Genomic DNA, 15,979 nt, shown 5'->3' with positions numbered 1-15,979 from the left:
ATTTTTAAACATTACGTAGTTACAAGGCGGCTGTCACAAGAACGCCGCTAACGACGGGTCTAGACTATGCGGACATGCGACCCCAACTCTCTTCGTACCCCCATCTCTCAGCAGGGAAAGTGCGCGAGATCTACGAGATCGACGACGACACTCTCCTGCTGGTGGCTAGCGACCGGATCTCTGCCTACGACCACGTGCTGCCGACTGAGATCCCGGACAAAGGCCGCGTTTTGACCGCCATGAGCGTGTTCTTCTTCAACGAACTCGACGTGCCGAATCATCTTGCCGGCCCCGCCGATGATGAGCGCATCCCCGAGGAAGTGCTCGGCCGTGCCCTGGTGTGCAAGAAGCTGGAAATGCTGCCCTTCGAATGTGTGGTGCGCGGCTACCTCACCGGATCGGGGCTGAAGGAGTACCGGGATACCGGTGCGATCTGCGGTATCGAGTTGCCCGAAGGCCTCACTGAGGGCTCTCGTCTGGAAGAACCCATTTTCACCCCCGCTACCAAAGCAGAAATCGGTGAGCACGACGAAAATGTGAGCTTCGACCAGGTTATTTGCATCCTCGGTCGGGAGCGCGCGGAGCAGCTCCGCGACGCCAGCATTGCTATCTATCAGCACGCCGCCAAACTGGCCGCCGAGCATGGCCTGATTCTGGCGGATACCAAATTCGAGTTCGGGCTGGATGCCGACGATAATTTGGTGCTTGCCGACGAGGTTCTCACCCCGGATTCCTCCCGCTACTGGCCGGAGTCGTCTTATGCCGAAGGCCAGGTCAACCCGTCCTTCGATAAGCAGTACGTGCGGGACTGGCTGACGAGCTCCAAGTCCGGTTGGAAGAAGGACGTTGGTACGCCCCCGCCGCCGCTGCCCGGCTCTGTGGTCGAGGCCACCCGCGAGCGCTATATCGAGGCCTATGAGCGCATCTCTGATCTGCGTTTCGCCGAATGGCACGGGGAGCCTGCGTGATCGTACCCACCCCGGAAAAGCGGCCCTTTATTCGCACCATGCACGGCCGCGAGTTCAGTGATGATTATGAGTGGCTGCGCGATAAAACGGACCCGAAGGTCATCGCCCATCTCGAGGCGGAGAATGCCTATACCGATGAGATGACTGCCGATCTCACCGAGCTGCAGGACGCGATCTATGAGGAGATCCGTGCGCGCGTGCAGGAGACGGATATGTCCGTGCCGGTGCGCGCCGGCGACTGGTGGTACTACGGGCGCACCGTTGAGGGCCGCGCCTATGGCCTGAGTTGTCGTATGCCTGCCGACGGTGATGATTGGCAACCGCCCACACCCGGCGACGGTGATGAGCAGGTGCTGCTAGATCTCGATGCCCTGGCCGAAGGCCACGAGTTCTTCAGCGTCGGTGCCTCCAGCGTCTCCCCGGATGGCAATTACTTGGCCTACAGCACCGATACCGTTGGCGATGAGCGCTACACCCTGCGCATTCTCGACTTACGCAGTGGCGAGTTGCTTGCCGACGTGATCCCCGGCATCGCCGCCGGGGCCACCTGGGCTGATTCCCGGTTTGTGTTCTACCAGAAGGTCGACGCCGCCTGGCGGCCGGATTCGGTATGGCGCCACGAGGTGGGCACTGACCCGGCCGCCGATGTGTGCGTCTACCGCGAGGACGATGAGTCCTACTGGGTTGGTGTGGGGGCCACTCGCAGTGAACGTTTCGTCATTATTGAGTCCGCGTCGAAAATAACGTCGGAAAGCTGGTTCATTGATACCGCTGAGCCCACTGGCGAACCCCAGTTGGTGCGCAAGCGTGAACGCGGCGTGGAATACGACATTGACCACGCGGTGGTGCGCGGCCGTGACTGCTGGCTGGTCACCCATAACCGCACCGGCCCGGACTTCGCACTGGGCGCCTGCCCGGTGGGCCCGTGGGACGGTGAACTCGAAGAGATCGTCGCGCATGAAGCAGGCCGCCGCATCGATGGTGTGGATTGCTTTGCTGGGCATACCGTGCTGGCCTACCGATCCGGCGGCATTGGCCGGTTGGCCTTGGCTGGGCCGGATCTGAACTTTGTGGAGCTGGACTTCCCGGAGGAACTATTCAGTGTCGCCCCTGCTGGTAACGCTGAGTGGGAAGCGCCGGTGCTGCGTTTCACCTACGGTTCGTTTACCACCCCAGGCCAGGTGTGGCAGTTGGATGTGGCTACCGGGCAGCGGGAGCTTCTCAAACAGCAGCCTGTGCGCGGTGGCTATGACGCGGCCGATTATGTTGCCGAACGCCGTTGGGTGACTGCCCGTGATGGGGCGCAGGTTCCGGTGTCGCTTATTCGTCGCCGGGACTGCGCACTCGACCAGCCCCGTCCGCTGCTGCTCTACGGTTATGGCAGCTACGAGATGCCGACCGACCCGGGTTTTTCGGTGGCGCGACTATCGCTGCTGGATCGCGGCATGGTGATGGCCATTGCGCACGTGCGCGGCGGCGGCGAAATGGGGCGTTCCTGGTGGGAGCAGGGCCGTGGGCTGACGAAGAAGAACACGTTCACTGACTTCATTGATGTCGCCGATGATCTGCTCGCCGCTGGGATAACAACACGTGAACAGATGGTTGCCGACGGCGGTTCGGCTGGTGGCATGTTGATGGGGGCGGTCGCCAACCTGGCCGGGGACCGGTTTGCTGGCATTGAGGCTGTGGTGCCTTTTGTGGACCCGTTGACCTCTATGCTCATGCCGGAGCTGCCGCTGACCGTGGTGGAATGGGATGAGTGGGGCGACCCGTACCACGACCCGCAGGTCTATGACTACATGGCCAGCTATGCGCCATATGAGAATATCCGCGCCCAGCACTACCCACCGATCCTCGCTGTGACCAGCCTCAATGACACTCGTGTGTTGTATGTGGAGCCGGCGAAATGGGTGGCGAAGCTGCGCGAGGTCGCACACGGTGGCCCATTCCTGCTCAAGACTGAGATGAGTGCGGGCCATGGTGGCGTATCGGGCCGGTATGCGAAGTGGCGGGAGACGGCGTTCCAGTTCGCGTGGCTGATGCGTCGCGCAGGGGCTGCCTGATATTCACGTCAGTCTCACTTAGAGTTCATCCGCACCTGTCAGATTGGTGTGCATGAACCAACCGGCACTCGTCGTCTCGCTATCAGGCCTGCGTGATGACCGCCTCCTCGACGCAGCGCGGTTCACCACCGCGCTGGCCGATCGCGGTATCGCGCCGGCATTGCTGGTTGCGCCTCATCTGGGGCGCGACTGGTCGCTGCGGCGTTCGCCTGCGGTGCTGGAGTGGATTCGGCGCCGCCAGGAAGAAGGCGCCGAGATTATGTTGGCCGGCTTCGACCAAACAGACCGTGGGCGCCGCGCCGAGTTCGCCGACCTTGGCGGCCATGAGGCCCGACTCCGGCTGACCGCCGCGACTCGGCAGATGGAAGCGCTGGGTTTGAGCACCGATATGTTCGCCCCGCCGCGCTGGTTGCTGTCCCCCGGCACTCTGGAAGTGTTGCCGTCCCTTGGTTTCCGTATCGCTGCGGACCTGCACGCGGTACATAATCTTGTCACCGGCGCATCGGATCCGACTCGTGTGCTGGCGCTGGGCGAAGGCTTCGGCGCGGCCCGCTGGTGGCGCCGGGCAGTGCGCACCGCGGTGGAACGCAATATTGAAAACGGTCGTCCGATTCGCCTGTCTGTGTCGGCGTCGCGCCTGAAGGATGAGAAGAATCGTCGCGATATGTTGCGCATTATTGATCGGGCGCTCAATGTCGGTGCCGAGCCGGCCGGGTACGGCACTGTTCCGTTGAGTTTGGCTGCCTAGCCGGGCCGCGGGTTCCCCCGGTCGCTGAATATCGCTGACCGGTTAAAATAAACCACGCATCCCCAATTGAAGGAGTTCAGCGTGGCCCGTGCAGTTGTCCATGTCATGCCCAAAGCGGAAATTCTCGATCCTCAAGGCCAGGCCGTACACCGCGCACTGGGTCGCATCGGTGTGACCGGTGTGAGCGATGTCCGCCAGGGCAAGCGCTTCGAGCTGGAGATCGACGACACCGTCACCGACGAGCAGCTCAATGATCTCGCCGCGACGCTGCTGGCGAATACGGTCATTGAGGACTACGAGATCCATCGCGAGGCCCAGTAGTGAAAATCGGCGTTATTACTTTCCCAGGAACACTGGACGACGTTGACGCCTTGCGCGCAGTGCGCCTCGCTGGTGCGGAGCCAGTGCAGTTGTGGCATGCCGACGTTGACCTTCGCGAAGTCGAGGCCGTCGTGGTGCCCGGTGGCTTCTCCTATGGCGACTACCTGCGTGGTGGCGCCATCTCCTCACTGGCGCCCATTATGACCCGGGTGAAGGACGCGGCTGCTAAGGGCATGCCCGTACTCGGTATCTGCAACGGCTTCCAGATTCTCACCGAGGCTGGTTTGCTGCCCGGCGCACTGACCCGCAATGAGGGCCTGCACTTCGTGTGCCGCGATATTCACCTCACCGTGGAAAACCGCGGTACTGCGTGGACTTCGCAGGCCCCGGATCGCATCCTCATCCCGTCCAAGCACGGCGAAGGCCGTTTCCAGGCCACCCCGGACACCATCAAGATGCTCGAAGGCGAGGGCCGGGTGGTGTTCCGCTACGAGGACAACCCCAATGGCTCGATGAACGATATCGCCGGCGTGTGCAGCGAAAATGGTCGTGTTGTTGGCCTGATGCCACACCCCGAGCACGCTATTGAAACCCTCACCGGCCCGTCGGTCGATGGCCTATCCCTATTCACTTCGGTCCTCGAGGAGGCCCTGGCATGAGCACTGTCGAGCACGCCGCGAACACCCCTGACCTCGAGCAGCCTTATGCCGCGTTGGGTCTGAAGGACGACGAGTACCAGCGCATCCGTGAGATCCTGGGCCGTCGGCCTACCGACGCTGAACTCGCCATGTACTCGGTGATGTGGTCTGAGCACTGCTCCTACAAGTCCTCCAAGGTTCACCTGCGCTATTTCGGTGAGACCACCACCGATGAAATGCGTGCCCATATGCTCGCCGGTATCGGTGAGAACGCTGGCGTTATTGACGTCGGCGATGGCCTGGCGGTCACGTTCAAGGTTGAATCCCACAACCACCCGTCCTACGTGGAGCCCTACCAGGGCGCGGCCACCGGCGTCGGCGGCATTGTCCGCGACATTATGGCGATGGGCGCCCGCCCGGTTGCGGTGATGGACCAGCTCCGTTTCGGCCCTGCCGAGGCCCCGGACACCCAGCGTGTCTTGCCTGGTGTGGTCAGCGGTGTGGGTGGTTATGGCAACTGCCTGGGTCTGCCCAATATTGGTGGCGAGACTGTTTTCGACGCCTCCTACGCCGGTAATCCTCTGGTCAACGCCCTATGTGTGGGTGTGTTGCCTGCCGACGACCTGCACCTGGCCTTCGCTTCTGGTGAAGGTAACCGGGTGGTGCTGTTCGGTTCCCGCACCGGCCTGGATGGCATTGGTGGCGTCTCGGTGCTGGCCTCGGACACCTTCGAAGAGGGCGCCGAGCGCAAGCTGCCTGCGGTGCAGGTGGGCGACCCCTTCGCTGAGAAGGTGCTCATTGAGTGCTGCCTTGACCTTTATGCCGCTGGTGTTGTGGTGGGCATTCAGGACCTCGGTGGTGCTGGCCTGTCCTGCGCTATTTCGGAGCTCGCTGCTTCCGGTGATGGTGGCATGGAGATCAACCTGGACAAGGTGCATCTGCGTGCGAAGAATATGACTGCCGCAGAAATCCTCTCCAGTGAGTCCCAGGAGCGCATGTGTGCTGTGGTGACTCCGGAGAATATGGATAAGTTCTACGAGATCTGCGCCAAGTGGGACGTCATTGCTTCCGATATTGGTGAGGTCACTGGCGGTAAGAACCTTGTGGTCACCTTCCAGGGGGAGACCGTGGTTGACGCCCCGCCGAAGACCATCGCTGATGAGGGCCCGACTTATCATCGCCCCTTCGCCCGCCCTGAGTGGCAGGACGATCTGCAAAAGCCCGTGGAGCTGGAGCGCACTGATCTGCGCCAGACTGTGTTGGACCTGGCCGCCAGCCCTGCGTTGTGTAGCCGCGCCCATATCACCGAGCAGTACGACCGTTATGTGCGTGGCAATACTGTGGCTGCGCATGGTTGTGAGGCTGGTGTGCTGCGTATTTGTGAGGACACTGGTCGCGGTATTGCCTTGGCTACCGACGCCTCGGGCCGGTACACGAAGCTTGACCCGCGTACTGGTGCGCTGCTGGCCTTGGCTGAGGCGCATCGCAATGTCGCGGTTTCGGGTGCGAAGCCGCTGGCTATCTCCAACTGCCTGAATTTCGGTTCCCCGGAGAACCCCGATGTCATGTGGCAGTTCGCGGAGGCTGTGCGGGGGCTTGCCGACGGTGCCGCCGAAATCGGTATCCCTGTTACCGGCGGCAACGTGTCCTTCTACAATCAGACCGGCTCTGAGCCGATCCTGCCGACTCCGGTTATTGCCGTGCTGGGCACTCTGGCCAACGTGGATCACGCCATCGGTAACCGTTTCCATGCCGGTGAGGAGCTCTACCTTTTGGGTGAGACCCGCGATGAGTTCGGTGGTTCCATCTGGCAGCAGGTTGCCCACGACACTCTGCAGGGCATGCCCCCGGCCATTGACCTGGCCGATGAGCAGCGCCTGGTGGAGTTCTTCCACGGCACTATCGAACGCGATGGCAAGCACTTCGTCACCGCAGCCCGCGATCTGTCCGAGGGTGGCTTATCGCAGGCGCTGGTGGAGACCTGCATCCAGTCCGGTGTGGGCGTCGATGTGGAGCTCACCGGTGACCCGTTCACCGCACTGTTCTCCGAGTCTGCCTCCCGTGCACTGGTGGCCGTTGCGCCTGAGGACGCGGACAAGCTCAAGGCCCGCGCCGAGGACATCGGTATCCCGGTCACCAAGCTTGGTGCAGTCACCGATGACGCCACCTTCCGGGCCGGGGCGGTCACTATTGACGTCGCCGAGCTCGCCGAGGCTTGGCGCAATACTCTGCCCGACTTATTCGCCCACGCAGCCGGGGCGAATTCTGTTGTCGCGGCGGAGGACTAAAACCCGATGCACAACGAGAAATTATCACTGCTCGACCGGTTATTGCCGGTCTGGATCGCTATCGCGATGGCCGTCGGCCTGCTCCTGGGCCGGTTCGTGCCTGGCTTCGACACGCTGCTCGGCGGCATTGAGGTCGCCGATGTGTCGTTGCCGATCGCGATCGGTTTGTTGGTGATGATGTATCCCGTTTTGGCGAAGGTGCGCTACGGCGATATCGGCAATGTCGCTGGCGATACCCGCCTGATGGGTTTGTCTCTTGTGCTGAACTGGGTCGTAGGCCCACTGCTGATGTTCACACTGGCCTGGATTTTCCTCGCCGACCTGCCGGAATACCGTACCGGTGTGATTATCGTCGGCCTGGCCCGCTGTATCGCGATGGTGCTGATTTGGAATGACCTTGCCGACGGTGACCGCGAGGCCGGCGCGGTGCTGGTGGCGATTAACTCCGTTTTCCAAATCCTCATGTTCGGGGCGCTGGGCTGGTTCTATCTCACGGTCCTGCCGGGCTGGTTGGGGTTAGACCAAGTCCACCTTGATGCCGGGGTGTGGCCGATTGTGCGCTCTGTGTTGGTCTTCCTGGGGCTGCCGCTGATTCTTGGCTGGGCTACGCGGACCATCGGGGAGCGCAAGTTGGGTCGCGAGGGCTATGAGACCAAGGTCCTGCCGGTTATCGGCCCGTGGGCGCTCTACGGCCTGCTGTTCACCATCGTGGTGCTGTTCGCATTGCAGGGCGATGCTGTGCTGCATTCTCCGGGGTCTGTGGCCCGTATTGCGGTGCCCCTGCTGGCGTACTTCGTGCTGATGTTCGCTATTGCGCTATTCGCCGCTAAGGCCGTCGGAATGAGCTACCAGCCAGCAACGACGGTGGCATTTACCGCGGCCGGCAATAACTTCGAGCTCGCTATCGCAGTGGCTATCGGCACCTTCGGAGCGGCCAGTGGTGAGGCCCTGGCCGGTGTCGTCGGGCCGCTTATTGAAGTGCCGGTGCTGCTGGGACTGGTGTATGTGATGCGTTGGGCACGGCAGCGGCTGTTTACTGTTTAAACACCGCTTACCGCAATGCCGCAGTGAAGAAATGCTTCAGCCGTGGGGCAAGTGTGGTCTTCGAGCCCTGTTTCGCGTCCCTTTCGCCCTGTTTCGCGCCCTTTTTCGCCAGATCCGTACCAATTGCGCAGATCCGTACGAAATTTCGCACGGATCTGCGCAATTGGTACGGGTTTGTGTGCGGGCGACGTCGAGAGCAGCCGGGGGCGGTGCTTTTTCGCGCCTGTCCGTGCATACAACGGACGCGCTTAGCCAGGACCCATCAGTGGTTGTCGCCGCTTTCCCTGTTTCGCAGGGCTGGCCCTATGTGTGTATGCGGGTAAACGTCGTCCCCGCGTGAGCGGGGTTACTCCGCTGCGGTTGAAGCCACGGCACAAGGGAAGCGCGTTGACTGGTTAAGGAAGGCGCGGTACCCTCGCATTTGTCCCTGAAAGAATCTCTGAGATCCAGGGCAGATAATGCGAAAACCAGCAAAGGTTCTACGTGCAAACCATGCCCGGCATATCTTTTTGCTGAATTCCCTGCAGCTGCTGAAAACCGGAGTCGAATCGCTGCCGTTTACCAGTTGCACGACTGCAGGCTCTGATAACTGTCAGCGATGAGGAAGGTGATCACACCAATGAAAACCAATAGCAGCGCCCCACCTGTCGCCAAACCCGTAGGCCTGGTCGTCCTGGCCTACTTCATCAGCTACCTGGGCATGAGCCTGAGCAACAACACCGTGGCTTGGATCTCGCTTATCGGCGTGGCTGCTATCGCTATTGCTTTGGTCGTCATGGCTGTTCGGGAAAAGGGTGTACACCTGTGGGCAGGAGCCATCATTGCTGCTGTATCACCATTGATGTGGGTCGCCTGGTACGCACCGCAGTTCTCGGCTTAATCCGACCGCAACGCTGCAAGGAGAAGACAATGACATCCAATCGTGCTCGTGTCGTCGGCTGGGTGGGCGCCGCCATCGGACTCATCTGCGCCCTCATCTGGCGCTTCCAGCTTCCTAACCTTGGCGATTTCGGCCAGGCCGCACTGCTGATCAGCAATGTCCTCGCCTCGATTGTGGCGCTCTACGTTGGTGCGACACAGCGGATGACCGCCCTGACTATCGTCGGTACGCTGGCGTTTCTTATGCCCCTACTGGCGCTTCTAGCCTAAATACCCCAGCACAAGAAAACCCCGCCGCACCGAATGGACAGTGCGGCGGGGTTTGCTTATTGCTTAGTTACGCAGCAGCGGCGGCGGCGCGTACTTATCACGAAGCTCCTGCAGGTACAGCGAGTGTGCGTGCAGCCGCTTATCCTCATCAGTTGCCGGAGTGAAGTGCGGAATCGGCTGTGGGGTGAACTCATCATCCACGGCCACATACGTCATCGATGAGTGCAGTGCCTTCGCTAGGCCATCGCGGCCCTTCCGGGGCTCGCCGGTGTAGACGTGCACAGACATGTGCATAGAGGTGGTGCCGGTACGCAGCAGTCGCGCACGTACCTCGATGAGGTCACCAATGGACATCGGCTTGTAGAAGCGAATACCGCCGGCGTAGACGGCAATGGTGTTGCGTCCGGACCAGTTCATCGTGCATGCGGTAGCGCACTCATCAATCCACTCCATGGCGGTACCGCCGTGTACCTTGCCGCCCCAGTTCACGTCGGAAGGCTTAGCCAGGAAGCGGGTGACCAGTTCCGGCGCGGAGGAATCCGCGGTGTAGGTCTGGGTGCGCATGGAGGCCTCGATATCGCGGCGCAGGTCGAATCGGGCCAAAGCGGCGTCGCGGGCCTGGATTTCTTCTTCGGTAGTGGGCTCCCACTGGGGAACCTTGGTGGGCTTCCGGTTTTCGTCCATGGCCACGAAAATGACCATGCAGTCCGCGGCGCGGGTGAATTCGCCATCGCGTGGGTCAGCAGAGAGCACCTCGTTGACGATGTGCATCGAGGTGCGGCCGGTATAGGCAATCTTGGCGCGCACTTCCACCATGTGCCCGTTGGGGATGGGCCGGTCGAAGTGGATATGCCCAAAATAGGCGGTCACACAATAATGCGAGGACCAGCCCACCGCGCATGCGTACGAGGCTTTGTCGACCCACTGCAGCACGCGGCCGCCGTGAACGCTGGAGGAACCAGCCATGAGCACGTCGTGCGGAGAGGCCAGAAAACGGAGTGTTACCGAAGGGGATGGCATGGTTCAGATAATAATCGGTTCCATGGCGAACATCATTCAGGGCTCCGAGCTTGCCGACGCTATCCGCGCGGTAGAGCCGTATATCGACGGGACCGGAGATGCGTCCAGGGCCGAGATCGCACGCGCGGTGCGTCTGTCCGCGAGGATGATTGGCCAGCTCGCGCCGGGTAAATCCGTGGAATTGCGGGTTCCTCCGTTTGTGGCGGTGCAATGCATTGAGGGCACAACCCATACCCGCGGAACTCCGCCGGCGGTGGTGGAAACCGATCCTCGTACGTGGTTGCGTATCGCTGTTGGGCGTGCCCCATTGTCGGATGCGGATGTCTCCGGGCAGCGTGCCGATGCGGTGGAACGCTACTTACCTGTCATCCGGTTACCTAAGCGGTAAGGGCAGCGACTATCCTTATCCAGGTGGCAGACTGCATGAACACGCCCCAGGACACGGTCGATCCAGATCCACGCGAGGAATGTGGTGTATTCGGTGTGTGGGCTCCCGGCGAGGACGTCGCCAAGCTCACCTACTATGGCCTTTTCGCTTTGCAGCATCGCGGCCAAGAAGCCGCCGGTGCCGCCGTTGGTGATGGCGACCAGATCCTCGTCTTCAAAGACTTAGGCCTGGTTTCTCAGGTCTTCGATGAGCAGACGTTGGAAGCTATGAAAGGCCATGTCGCCATCGGCCATACGCGCTACACCACCGCGGGCACACCGTGTTGGGATAACGCCCAGCCGATGTTCCGGATGGCCAGTGATGGTTCCGATGTCGCTCTTGCGCATAACGGCAACCTGATCAACCACATTTCGTTAGCCGAGGAAGCCGAGCAGCGAGGCCTGATAGACCTGGCCGAGCGCTTACCTTCGGATTCCGACGTGATGTGCGCATTGCTCGCCGATGACCTGGCTAAATTCGAACCAGGAGCACGCACCCCGCTCGAGGCCGCAGCTTTAGAGCTGTTGCCGCGAATCGAGGGTGCGTTTTGTTTGACCTTCACCGACGGCAATACCTTGTATGCCGCCCGGGACCCGCATGGCGTGCGCCCACTGGCGTTGGGCCGGCTAGAGCGTGGTTGGGTTGTGGCTTCGGAGACGTGTGCTCTTGACATCGTCGGCGCAGCACATGTGCGTGATATCGAACCCGGTGAGCTTGTTGCTATTGATGAGTCCGGGGTGCGCACCACCCAGTTCGCCTCGCCCCAGCCGTCGGGATGCATTTTCGAGTTCGTCTACCTTGCCCGCCCGGACTCAGATATTCGCGGCCAGTCGGTTAATGCGGTGCGGGTGGAAATCGGCCGCCAATTGGCGCGGGAATTCCCCGCCGACGGGGATATGGTCATTCCGGTGCCAGAGTCGGGCACGCCTGCTGCGGTGGGTTACGCCCAGGCCTCCGGTATCCCATTCGGCCAGGGCCTGACGAAGAACAGTTATGTGGGGCGCACGTTCATTGAGCCTTCGCAGACTATTCGCCAGTTGGGTATCCGGCTGAAGCTCAATCCGCTGCGGGAGGCTATCCGCGGTAAGAAGCTGATTGTGGTGGATGACTCCATTGTGCGCGGCAATACGCAGCGCGCCCTGATTCGGATGCTGCGTGAGGCAGGTGCGGCCGAAGTGCATGTGCGCATCGCCTCGCCGCCGGTGAAGTGGCCGTGCTTCTACGGCATCGATTTCGCTTCGCCTGGTGAGCTCATCGCCAATGGTGTTGATCAGGAAGATCTGGTGGGCAGCATTGCCCGGGCGATTAATGCCGACTCGTTGGGATTTGTTTCCGTCGACGGTATGACCGAGGCGACGGGGCAGGCCGCTAAGACGTTATGTCGCGCCTGCTTCGATGGCGCCTATCCTTTGGGGTTGCCAGAGGGTAATCCCAATGCAGAAGCCGTGGCCCGCATGCAGGCAGGCCACACCATTCATGACAGCGTGAGGACATAGTGACCAAAAATAAGGGAGTCTCGTACGCCGACGCCGGAGTCGATATCGAAGCCGGGGACCGGGCCGTGGAGCTTTTCGCTCCGATCGCTAAGAAAGCCACTCGCCCGGAGGTGCGTGGCGGTCTCGGTGGTTTCGCCGGACTGTTCGCCCTAGGGGAGTACCGCAAGCCGTTATTGGCTGCGTCCTCTGATGGTGTGGGCACCAAACTTGCCGTGGCCCGGGCCATGGATAAGCACGACACCATCGGCCTGGACTTGGTCGCGATGGTCGTCGATGACCTGGTGGTATGTGGCGCTGAGCCGTTATTCCTGCAGGACTACATCGCGATCGGCAAGGTTGTGCCCGAACATGTGGCCAGCATTGTTTCTGGTATCGCCGAGGGCTGCCAGCAGGCCGGGTGTGCGCTGCTCGGTGGTGAGACCGCCGAGCACCCCGGTGTGATGGACCCCGATGAGTACGACGTCTCCGCCACTGGTGTGGGTGTTGTCGAAGAGGACGAGGTGCTCGGCCCCGACCGGGTGCGCGATGGCGATATTGTCATCGCGATGGGCTCTTCGGGCCTGCATTCCAATGGCTACTCGCTGGCCCGCCGCGTCTTGCTAGAGACCGCTGGTCTGGGTGTCAATGAGCATATCGACGACTTTGGCCGCACCCTTGGTGAGGAGCTGCTGGAGCCGACGAAGATCTACGCCCTGGATTGCCTGGCGCTGACCGGTGAGGTGGAGGTCCGCACCTTCTGCCATGTCACCGGTGGTGGCTTGGCGGCGAATCTCTCCCGCGTGATGCCCGACGGGCTGACCGCAGAGCTTTCCCGCGGTACGTGGAGCCCAGCTCCGGTATTCCGCACTATCGCTGAAATCGGCCAAGTGCCGCGCGATGAGATGGAGCGCACGTTCAATATGGGCGTGGGCATGGTCGCCATCGTGGCCCCGGAGGATCGGGATCGTGCGATGGCAATCCTGACTGCCCGCCATATTGAGTGCTGGGAGCTGGGAACTGTGCGCGCTAGCGCAGAGCAGGAAAGCGGTGCGGTGCTCGTCGACGAGCACCCGCGGTTCTAGCGGTCAGTGCCGGTGGCCCAGTCTTCTGGGTCCACCAGGTCATCGCTGGCTGACTCCTCCGAAGGGGAGTCGCCAGCGAGCTCGCGCTGAAGACGCTCCAGATCCATGTCCGGCGTGTTGTACTTCAGCTGGCGGGCAACCTTCTGCTGCTTAGCCTTGGCGCGGCCGCGACCCATGCGAGACCCCCTTGATGGTCAGGGGCGGGCAAAGCGGCCGCCCCCTTGAGTTTGTCTATGCGTATTTCCTGTAGAACACCTTAGCCGAAACGGTTCGGAATAAGCCACGTCAGGTTGTCTTACCCCGAAGCTTATTGACCGCCGCCCGGCCCGGACGCACTGAATCATCCCTATCGATGGTCTCCGGATCGACCTTGATTGCGCAGTCGCCTGCGGCAAGATCATCGCTGGTCTGCGCGGTGCGCTTGACCAGTCCCAGAGCGATAGGTCCGAAGTCACAGTGATCAACTACGGTGCCAACCCGGCCTACCGTACGCCGTCCGGCAGTAATTGGATCGCTCGGGTCCGGTCGTGTCGCGCTGCCGTCGAGTTGCAGTAGCACCAAGGTGCGTGGCGGCCGGCCGAGATTATGCACCCGTGAGACGGTTTCCTGGCCCCGGTAGCAGCCCTTGTCCAGGTGCACGGCCTGGTCCGCGCCGATCCAATTCGGCACCTCATGCGGGATCGTCTTCTCATCCAAGTCGGGGTTGATTTCCGGGCGCAGCGCGGTGACCCGTTCGGCTTCCCAGGCCATTAATCCCGTCGGCACTGCACCAGCGGCCTGTGCGTCGCGGCAGGCGGCGGTGAGGTCGTCGGGGGCGCCAATGAGGTCCACGCGGCCGTTGCCGGGCCATTGCGCCGGGTGTTTATGGACACCGGGGGTGTCGATTGCCACTGGGTTGCCGATAAGGCTGATTACGGTCAGGTCAGTCTCGGACACGGTGACGTCATAGCGGAAGATCATCCGCTCTAGGTAGGTCCGCAGACTGTCGTATTGGCCAGGTTCGACGTCGATGAGCACCTCGTCGGCAAGCGGTGTGATCGACATATGGTGCAGCACTCGGCCCTGCGGGTCGAGGTTGAGTGCCTCCGTCGGGGAATCCGCGATCTGTTGGGAAAACAGTGTGTTGAGGTATTCCACCCGGTCGGCGCCGGTGAGTCGCAGAACGCGGCGGTATGAGCGGTCCACGATGCCGCAGCCGGACATTGCGGCCCGCTGTTCACCAAGGGGGTTACCGAAATGCCAGGCCACCCCGGCGTGACCATTCGGGTCATCATCGGGCACAGCAACGAATCCGGGTGCATGAAGAATCATGTCCGCAGACTAACGCAATAGGCTGGTGGTATGAACAGCATCCTGGTGGACGTGCTTGCCGACGGTGGCCCTGCGTTGCGCGACCCCGCGCAGCCATTTTTGCTTGCCGACGATTTGGGCGCAGTGCGTGGCGACGGTGTCTTCGAGACGTTGTTGGTGCGCGATGGGCATATGTGTAACCGCGTCCGGCATGAGCAGCGATTCAGCCGCTCTGCCGCCGCGTTGGACCTACCTGCGCCCGATATTGAGCTGTGGCGCAGCGCTGGCCAACTGGCGGTGGGGCAATTAAGCGGGGAAGCGGCTATGCGGTGGGTGTACACCCGAGGTAGCGAAACTACTCACCAGCCGACGGGATATATCCTGGTCAAGCCGGTCACGCCGCGGCCGCGGGAGGTCAATGTCCTGCTGACGCAGCGGGCGTTCACGGTGACGGCGGGGGCGAAAACCCTGTCCTATGGGGCCACTATGGCGGCGTTGCGGGAGGCGCGGGCCCAGGGCTGCGATGACGTTATCTACATCACCGACGCTGACCACGTGCTCGAAGGCGCGACGTCAACGGTGGTTCTGGTGCGCGGCAATCAGTTGATCACACCGGCCGCGCAGCCGGATATTTTGCCCGGCACCACCCAGGCCGCGCTCTTTGAGACCGCCCCGCAGTACGGCTGGTCGTGTACGGCGGCGACGGTGACGGTATCGGACCTGTGGGCGGCGGATTCGGTGTGGTTGGTGTCCTCAGTGCGCACCGCTGTGCGCGTCGCTGCGATCGGCGGGGAGGAATTGCCGGTGCGTGGCGACGAGCAGGCGGTGCGGGCGCTGTGTGAACAGGCTTTGGCTACTTAGCCGGCCCAGCGGGAGAGCTGCACGGATAGCAGGGGGACGTAGTTTTCGCCCTGCATGCGCTCATCCACCCAGCCGAGGTCGTTATTCGGCATCAAGCCGTAGAGGCGCTTGCCGGCGCCGAGGGTGCTCGGGCCGGATGCGGTGACCATGGTGGAGGCAGAGCTCATTTCCCAGGCTCGTTCGGAGATGGGCTTGCCGTAGAAAATTTCGGTGGCGCCTTCACTGTGTGCGCAGACGACCTCGATCTCGTCGTCTTCGCTGATCCGCCAGAAGCCGACTTCGCGGCCGACGGGCTCGTTATTGTCGAGGCGCCAGGTGCGGGTCTCGTAGCGCAGGTAGTTCTCGCCGTCGTGGGAGAACACCGCCTGCATGCCGATTTCGTAGTCCTCGTCGGCACCGCCGTTGGCCTTACCTTCGCCGCGCCAGACCCCGACGAGGGGCAGCAGGGCGAGCAGGCCGTCGTGAATATTGGGGCCTTCGCGCAGGTTCGCGGTGTCCCCGGGCACAGGCAGATCCGAAAAGTCGGCGATATTTCGGCCGCTGGTCTGCTTGGCCTGTTCTGCGGCGCGGTCGATTGCTTCGTTTCCGTTGCTCGGGGTAGTCAT

At 62.0% G+C, this 15,979-nt stretch carries 17 protein-coding genes; 13 read left to right on the top strand and 4 right to left on the bottom strand.

Going from position 1 to position 15,979, the window contains the following annotated elements:
* Nucleotides 1-74 precede the first annotated feature (74 nt).
* From KRX51_RS08100 to KRX51_RS08060, 9 genes are all read left to right on the top strand, one after another.
* On the top strand, nucleotides 75-968 hold the full coding sequence (locus KRX51_RS08100; RefSeq protein ID WP_218362642.1) for a phosphoribosylaminoimidazolesuccinocarboxamide synthase: 894 nt from the start codon (nucleotides 75-77) through the stop codon (nucleotides 966-968).
* Nucleotides 947-3,031 carry a S9 family peptidase gene (locus KRX51_RS08095; protein WP_218362641.1) on the top strand — a complete coding sequence of 695 codons (2,085 nt, stop codon included), beginning with the start codon at nucleotides 947-949 and terminating at the stop codon, nucleotides 3,029-3,031. Before KRX51_RS08100 ends, KRX51_RS08095 begins: the two co-directional genes overlap by 22 nt.
* Nucleotides 3,032-3,083: 52 nt before the next feature.
* Nucleotides 3,084-3,779: a DUF2334 domain-containing protein gene (locus tag KRX51_RS08090; RefSeq protein ID WP_218362640.1), complete on the top strand. Its 696-nt coding sequence runs from the start codon at nucleotides 3,084-3,086 to the stop codon at nucleotides 3,777-3,779.
* A gap of 81 nt (nucleotides 3,780-3,860) precedes the next feature.
* Nucleotides 3,861-4,100: a phosphoribosylformylglycinamidine synthase subunit PurS gene (gene purS / locus KRX51_RS08085; protein WP_218362639.1), complete on the top strand. Its 240-nt coding sequence runs from the start codon at nucleotides 3,861-3,863 to the stop codon at nucleotides 4,098-4,100.
* Nucleotides 4,100-4,759, top strand: coding sequence for a phosphoribosylformylglycinamidine synthase subunit PurQ (gene purQ / locus KRX51_RS08080; protein WP_218362638.1), 660 nt, complete (start codon nucleotides 4,100-4,102; stop codon nucleotides 4,757-4,759). The genes purS and purQ overlap by 1 nt, the downstream gene beginning before the upstream one ends.
* Nucleotides 4,756-7,026 carry a phosphoribosylformylglycinamidine synthase subunit PurL gene (gene purL, locus KRX51_RS08075; protein WP_218362637.1) on the top strand — a complete coding sequence of 757 codons (2,271 nt, stop codon included), beginning with the start codon at nucleotides 4,756-4,758 and terminating at the stop codon, nucleotides 7,024-7,026. Before purQ ends, purL begins: the two co-directional genes overlap by 4 nt.
* 6 nt (nucleotides 7,027-7,032) lie before the next feature.
* Entirely contained in the window at nucleotides 7,033-8,070 is a 1,038-nt protein-coding gene (gene arsB, locus KRX51_RS08070; protein WP_218362636.1) for an ACR3 family arsenite efflux transporter, read from the top strand.
* 619 nt (nucleotides 8,071-8,689) lie between these two features.
* Nucleotides 8,690-8,950, top strand: coding sequence for a hypothetical protein (locus KRX51_RS08065; RefSeq protein ID WP_218362635.1), 261 nt, complete (start codon nucleotides 8,690-8,692; stop codon nucleotides 8,948-8,950).
* A gap of 29 nt (nucleotides 8,951-8,979) precedes the next feature.
* Nucleotides 8,980-9,219 (top strand): hypothetical protein, encoded by a 240-nt coding sequence (locus KRX51_RS08060; RefSeq protein WP_218362634.1) that lies wholly within the window; start codon nucleotides 8,980-8,982, stop codon nucleotides 9,217-9,219.
* A 63-nt stretch (nucleotides 9,220-9,282) separates the two neighbouring features.
* Here the strand turns inward: KRX51_RS08060 and KRX51_RS08055 are convergent, their stop codons facing one another.
* Nucleotides 9,283-10,239 carry an acyl-CoA thioesterase gene (locus KRX51_RS08055; protein ID WP_218362633.1) on the bottom strand — a complete coding sequence of 319 codons (957 nt, stop codon included), beginning with the start codon at nucleotides 10,237-10,239 and terminating at the stop codon, nucleotides 9,283-9,285.
* A 22-nt stretch (nucleotides 10,240-10,261) separates the two neighbouring features.
* On the opposite strand from KRX51_RS08055, the gene KRX51_RS08050 reads away from it, so the two are divergent.
* Genes KRX51_RS08050 through purM form a run of 3 tightly spaced genes read left to right on the top strand, consistent with a single transcriptional unit; the run spans nucleotide 10,262 to nucleotide 13,223 of the window.
* A complete protein-coding gene (locus KRX51_RS08050) occupies nucleotides 10,262-10,627 on the top strand; it encodes a sterol carrier family protein (protein ID WP_218362632.1) in 366 nt (121 codons plus the stop codon).
* A gap of 35 nt (nucleotides 10,628-10,662) precedes the next feature.
* On the top strand, nucleotides 10,663-12,162 hold the full coding sequence (gene purF / locus KRX51_RS08045; RefSeq protein WP_218362631.1) for an amidophosphoribosyltransferase: 1,500 nt from the start codon (nucleotides 10,663-10,665) through the stop codon (nucleotides 12,160-12,162).
* Nucleotides 12,159-13,223, top strand: a complete 1,065-nt coding sequence (gene purM / locus KRX51_RS08040; protein WP_370625086.1) for a phosphoribosylformylglycinamidine cyclo-ligase — start codon at nucleotides 12,159-12,161, stop codon at nucleotides 13,221-13,223. Before purF ends, purM begins: the two co-directional genes overlap by 4 nt.
* Here the strand turns inward: purM and KRX51_RS08035 are convergent.
* A complete protein-coding gene (locus tag KRX51_RS08035; protein WP_218362629.1) occupies nucleotides 13,220-13,399 on the bottom strand; it encodes a DUF3073 domain-containing protein in 180 nt (59 codons plus the stop codon). The genes purM and KRX51_RS08035 overlap by 4 nt on opposite strands.
* A gap of 109 nt (nucleotides 13,400-13,508) precedes the next feature.
* Nucleotides 13,509-14,534 carry a folate-binding protein YgfZ gene (locus KRX51_RS08030; protein WP_218362628.1) on the bottom strand — a complete coding sequence of 342 codons (1,026 nt, stop codon included), beginning with the start codon at nucleotides 14,532-14,534 and terminating at the stop codon, nucleotides 13,509-13,511.
* Nucleotides 14,535-14,564: 30 nt separating this feature from the next.
* On the opposite strand from KRX51_RS08030, the gene KRX51_RS08025 reads away from it, so the two are divergent.
* Nucleotides 14,565-15,374 carry an aminodeoxychorismate lyase gene (locus tag KRX51_RS08025; RefSeq protein WP_218362627.1) on the top strand — a complete coding sequence of 270 codons (810 nt, stop codon included), beginning with the start codon at nucleotides 14,565-14,567 and terminating at the stop codon, nucleotides 15,372-15,374.
* Here the strand turns inward: KRX51_RS08025 and KRX51_RS08020 are convergent.
* Nucleotides 15,371-15,979 (bottom strand): FABP family protein, encoded by a 609-nt coding sequence (locus KRX51_RS08020; protein WP_218362626.1) that lies wholly within the window; start codon nucleotides 15,977-15,979, stop codon nucleotides 15,371-15,373. The genes KRX51_RS08025 and KRX51_RS08020 overlap by 4 nt on opposite strands.

The organism is Corynebacterium sp. TAE3-ERU12 (genome assembly GCF_019209905.1).
GTDB lineage: Bacteria > Actinomycetota > Actinomycetes > Mycobacteriales > Mycobacteriaceae > Corynebacterium.
Note: the sequence above shows the minus strand (reverse complement) of the source record. Positions and strands in the feature narration are given on the sequence as shown.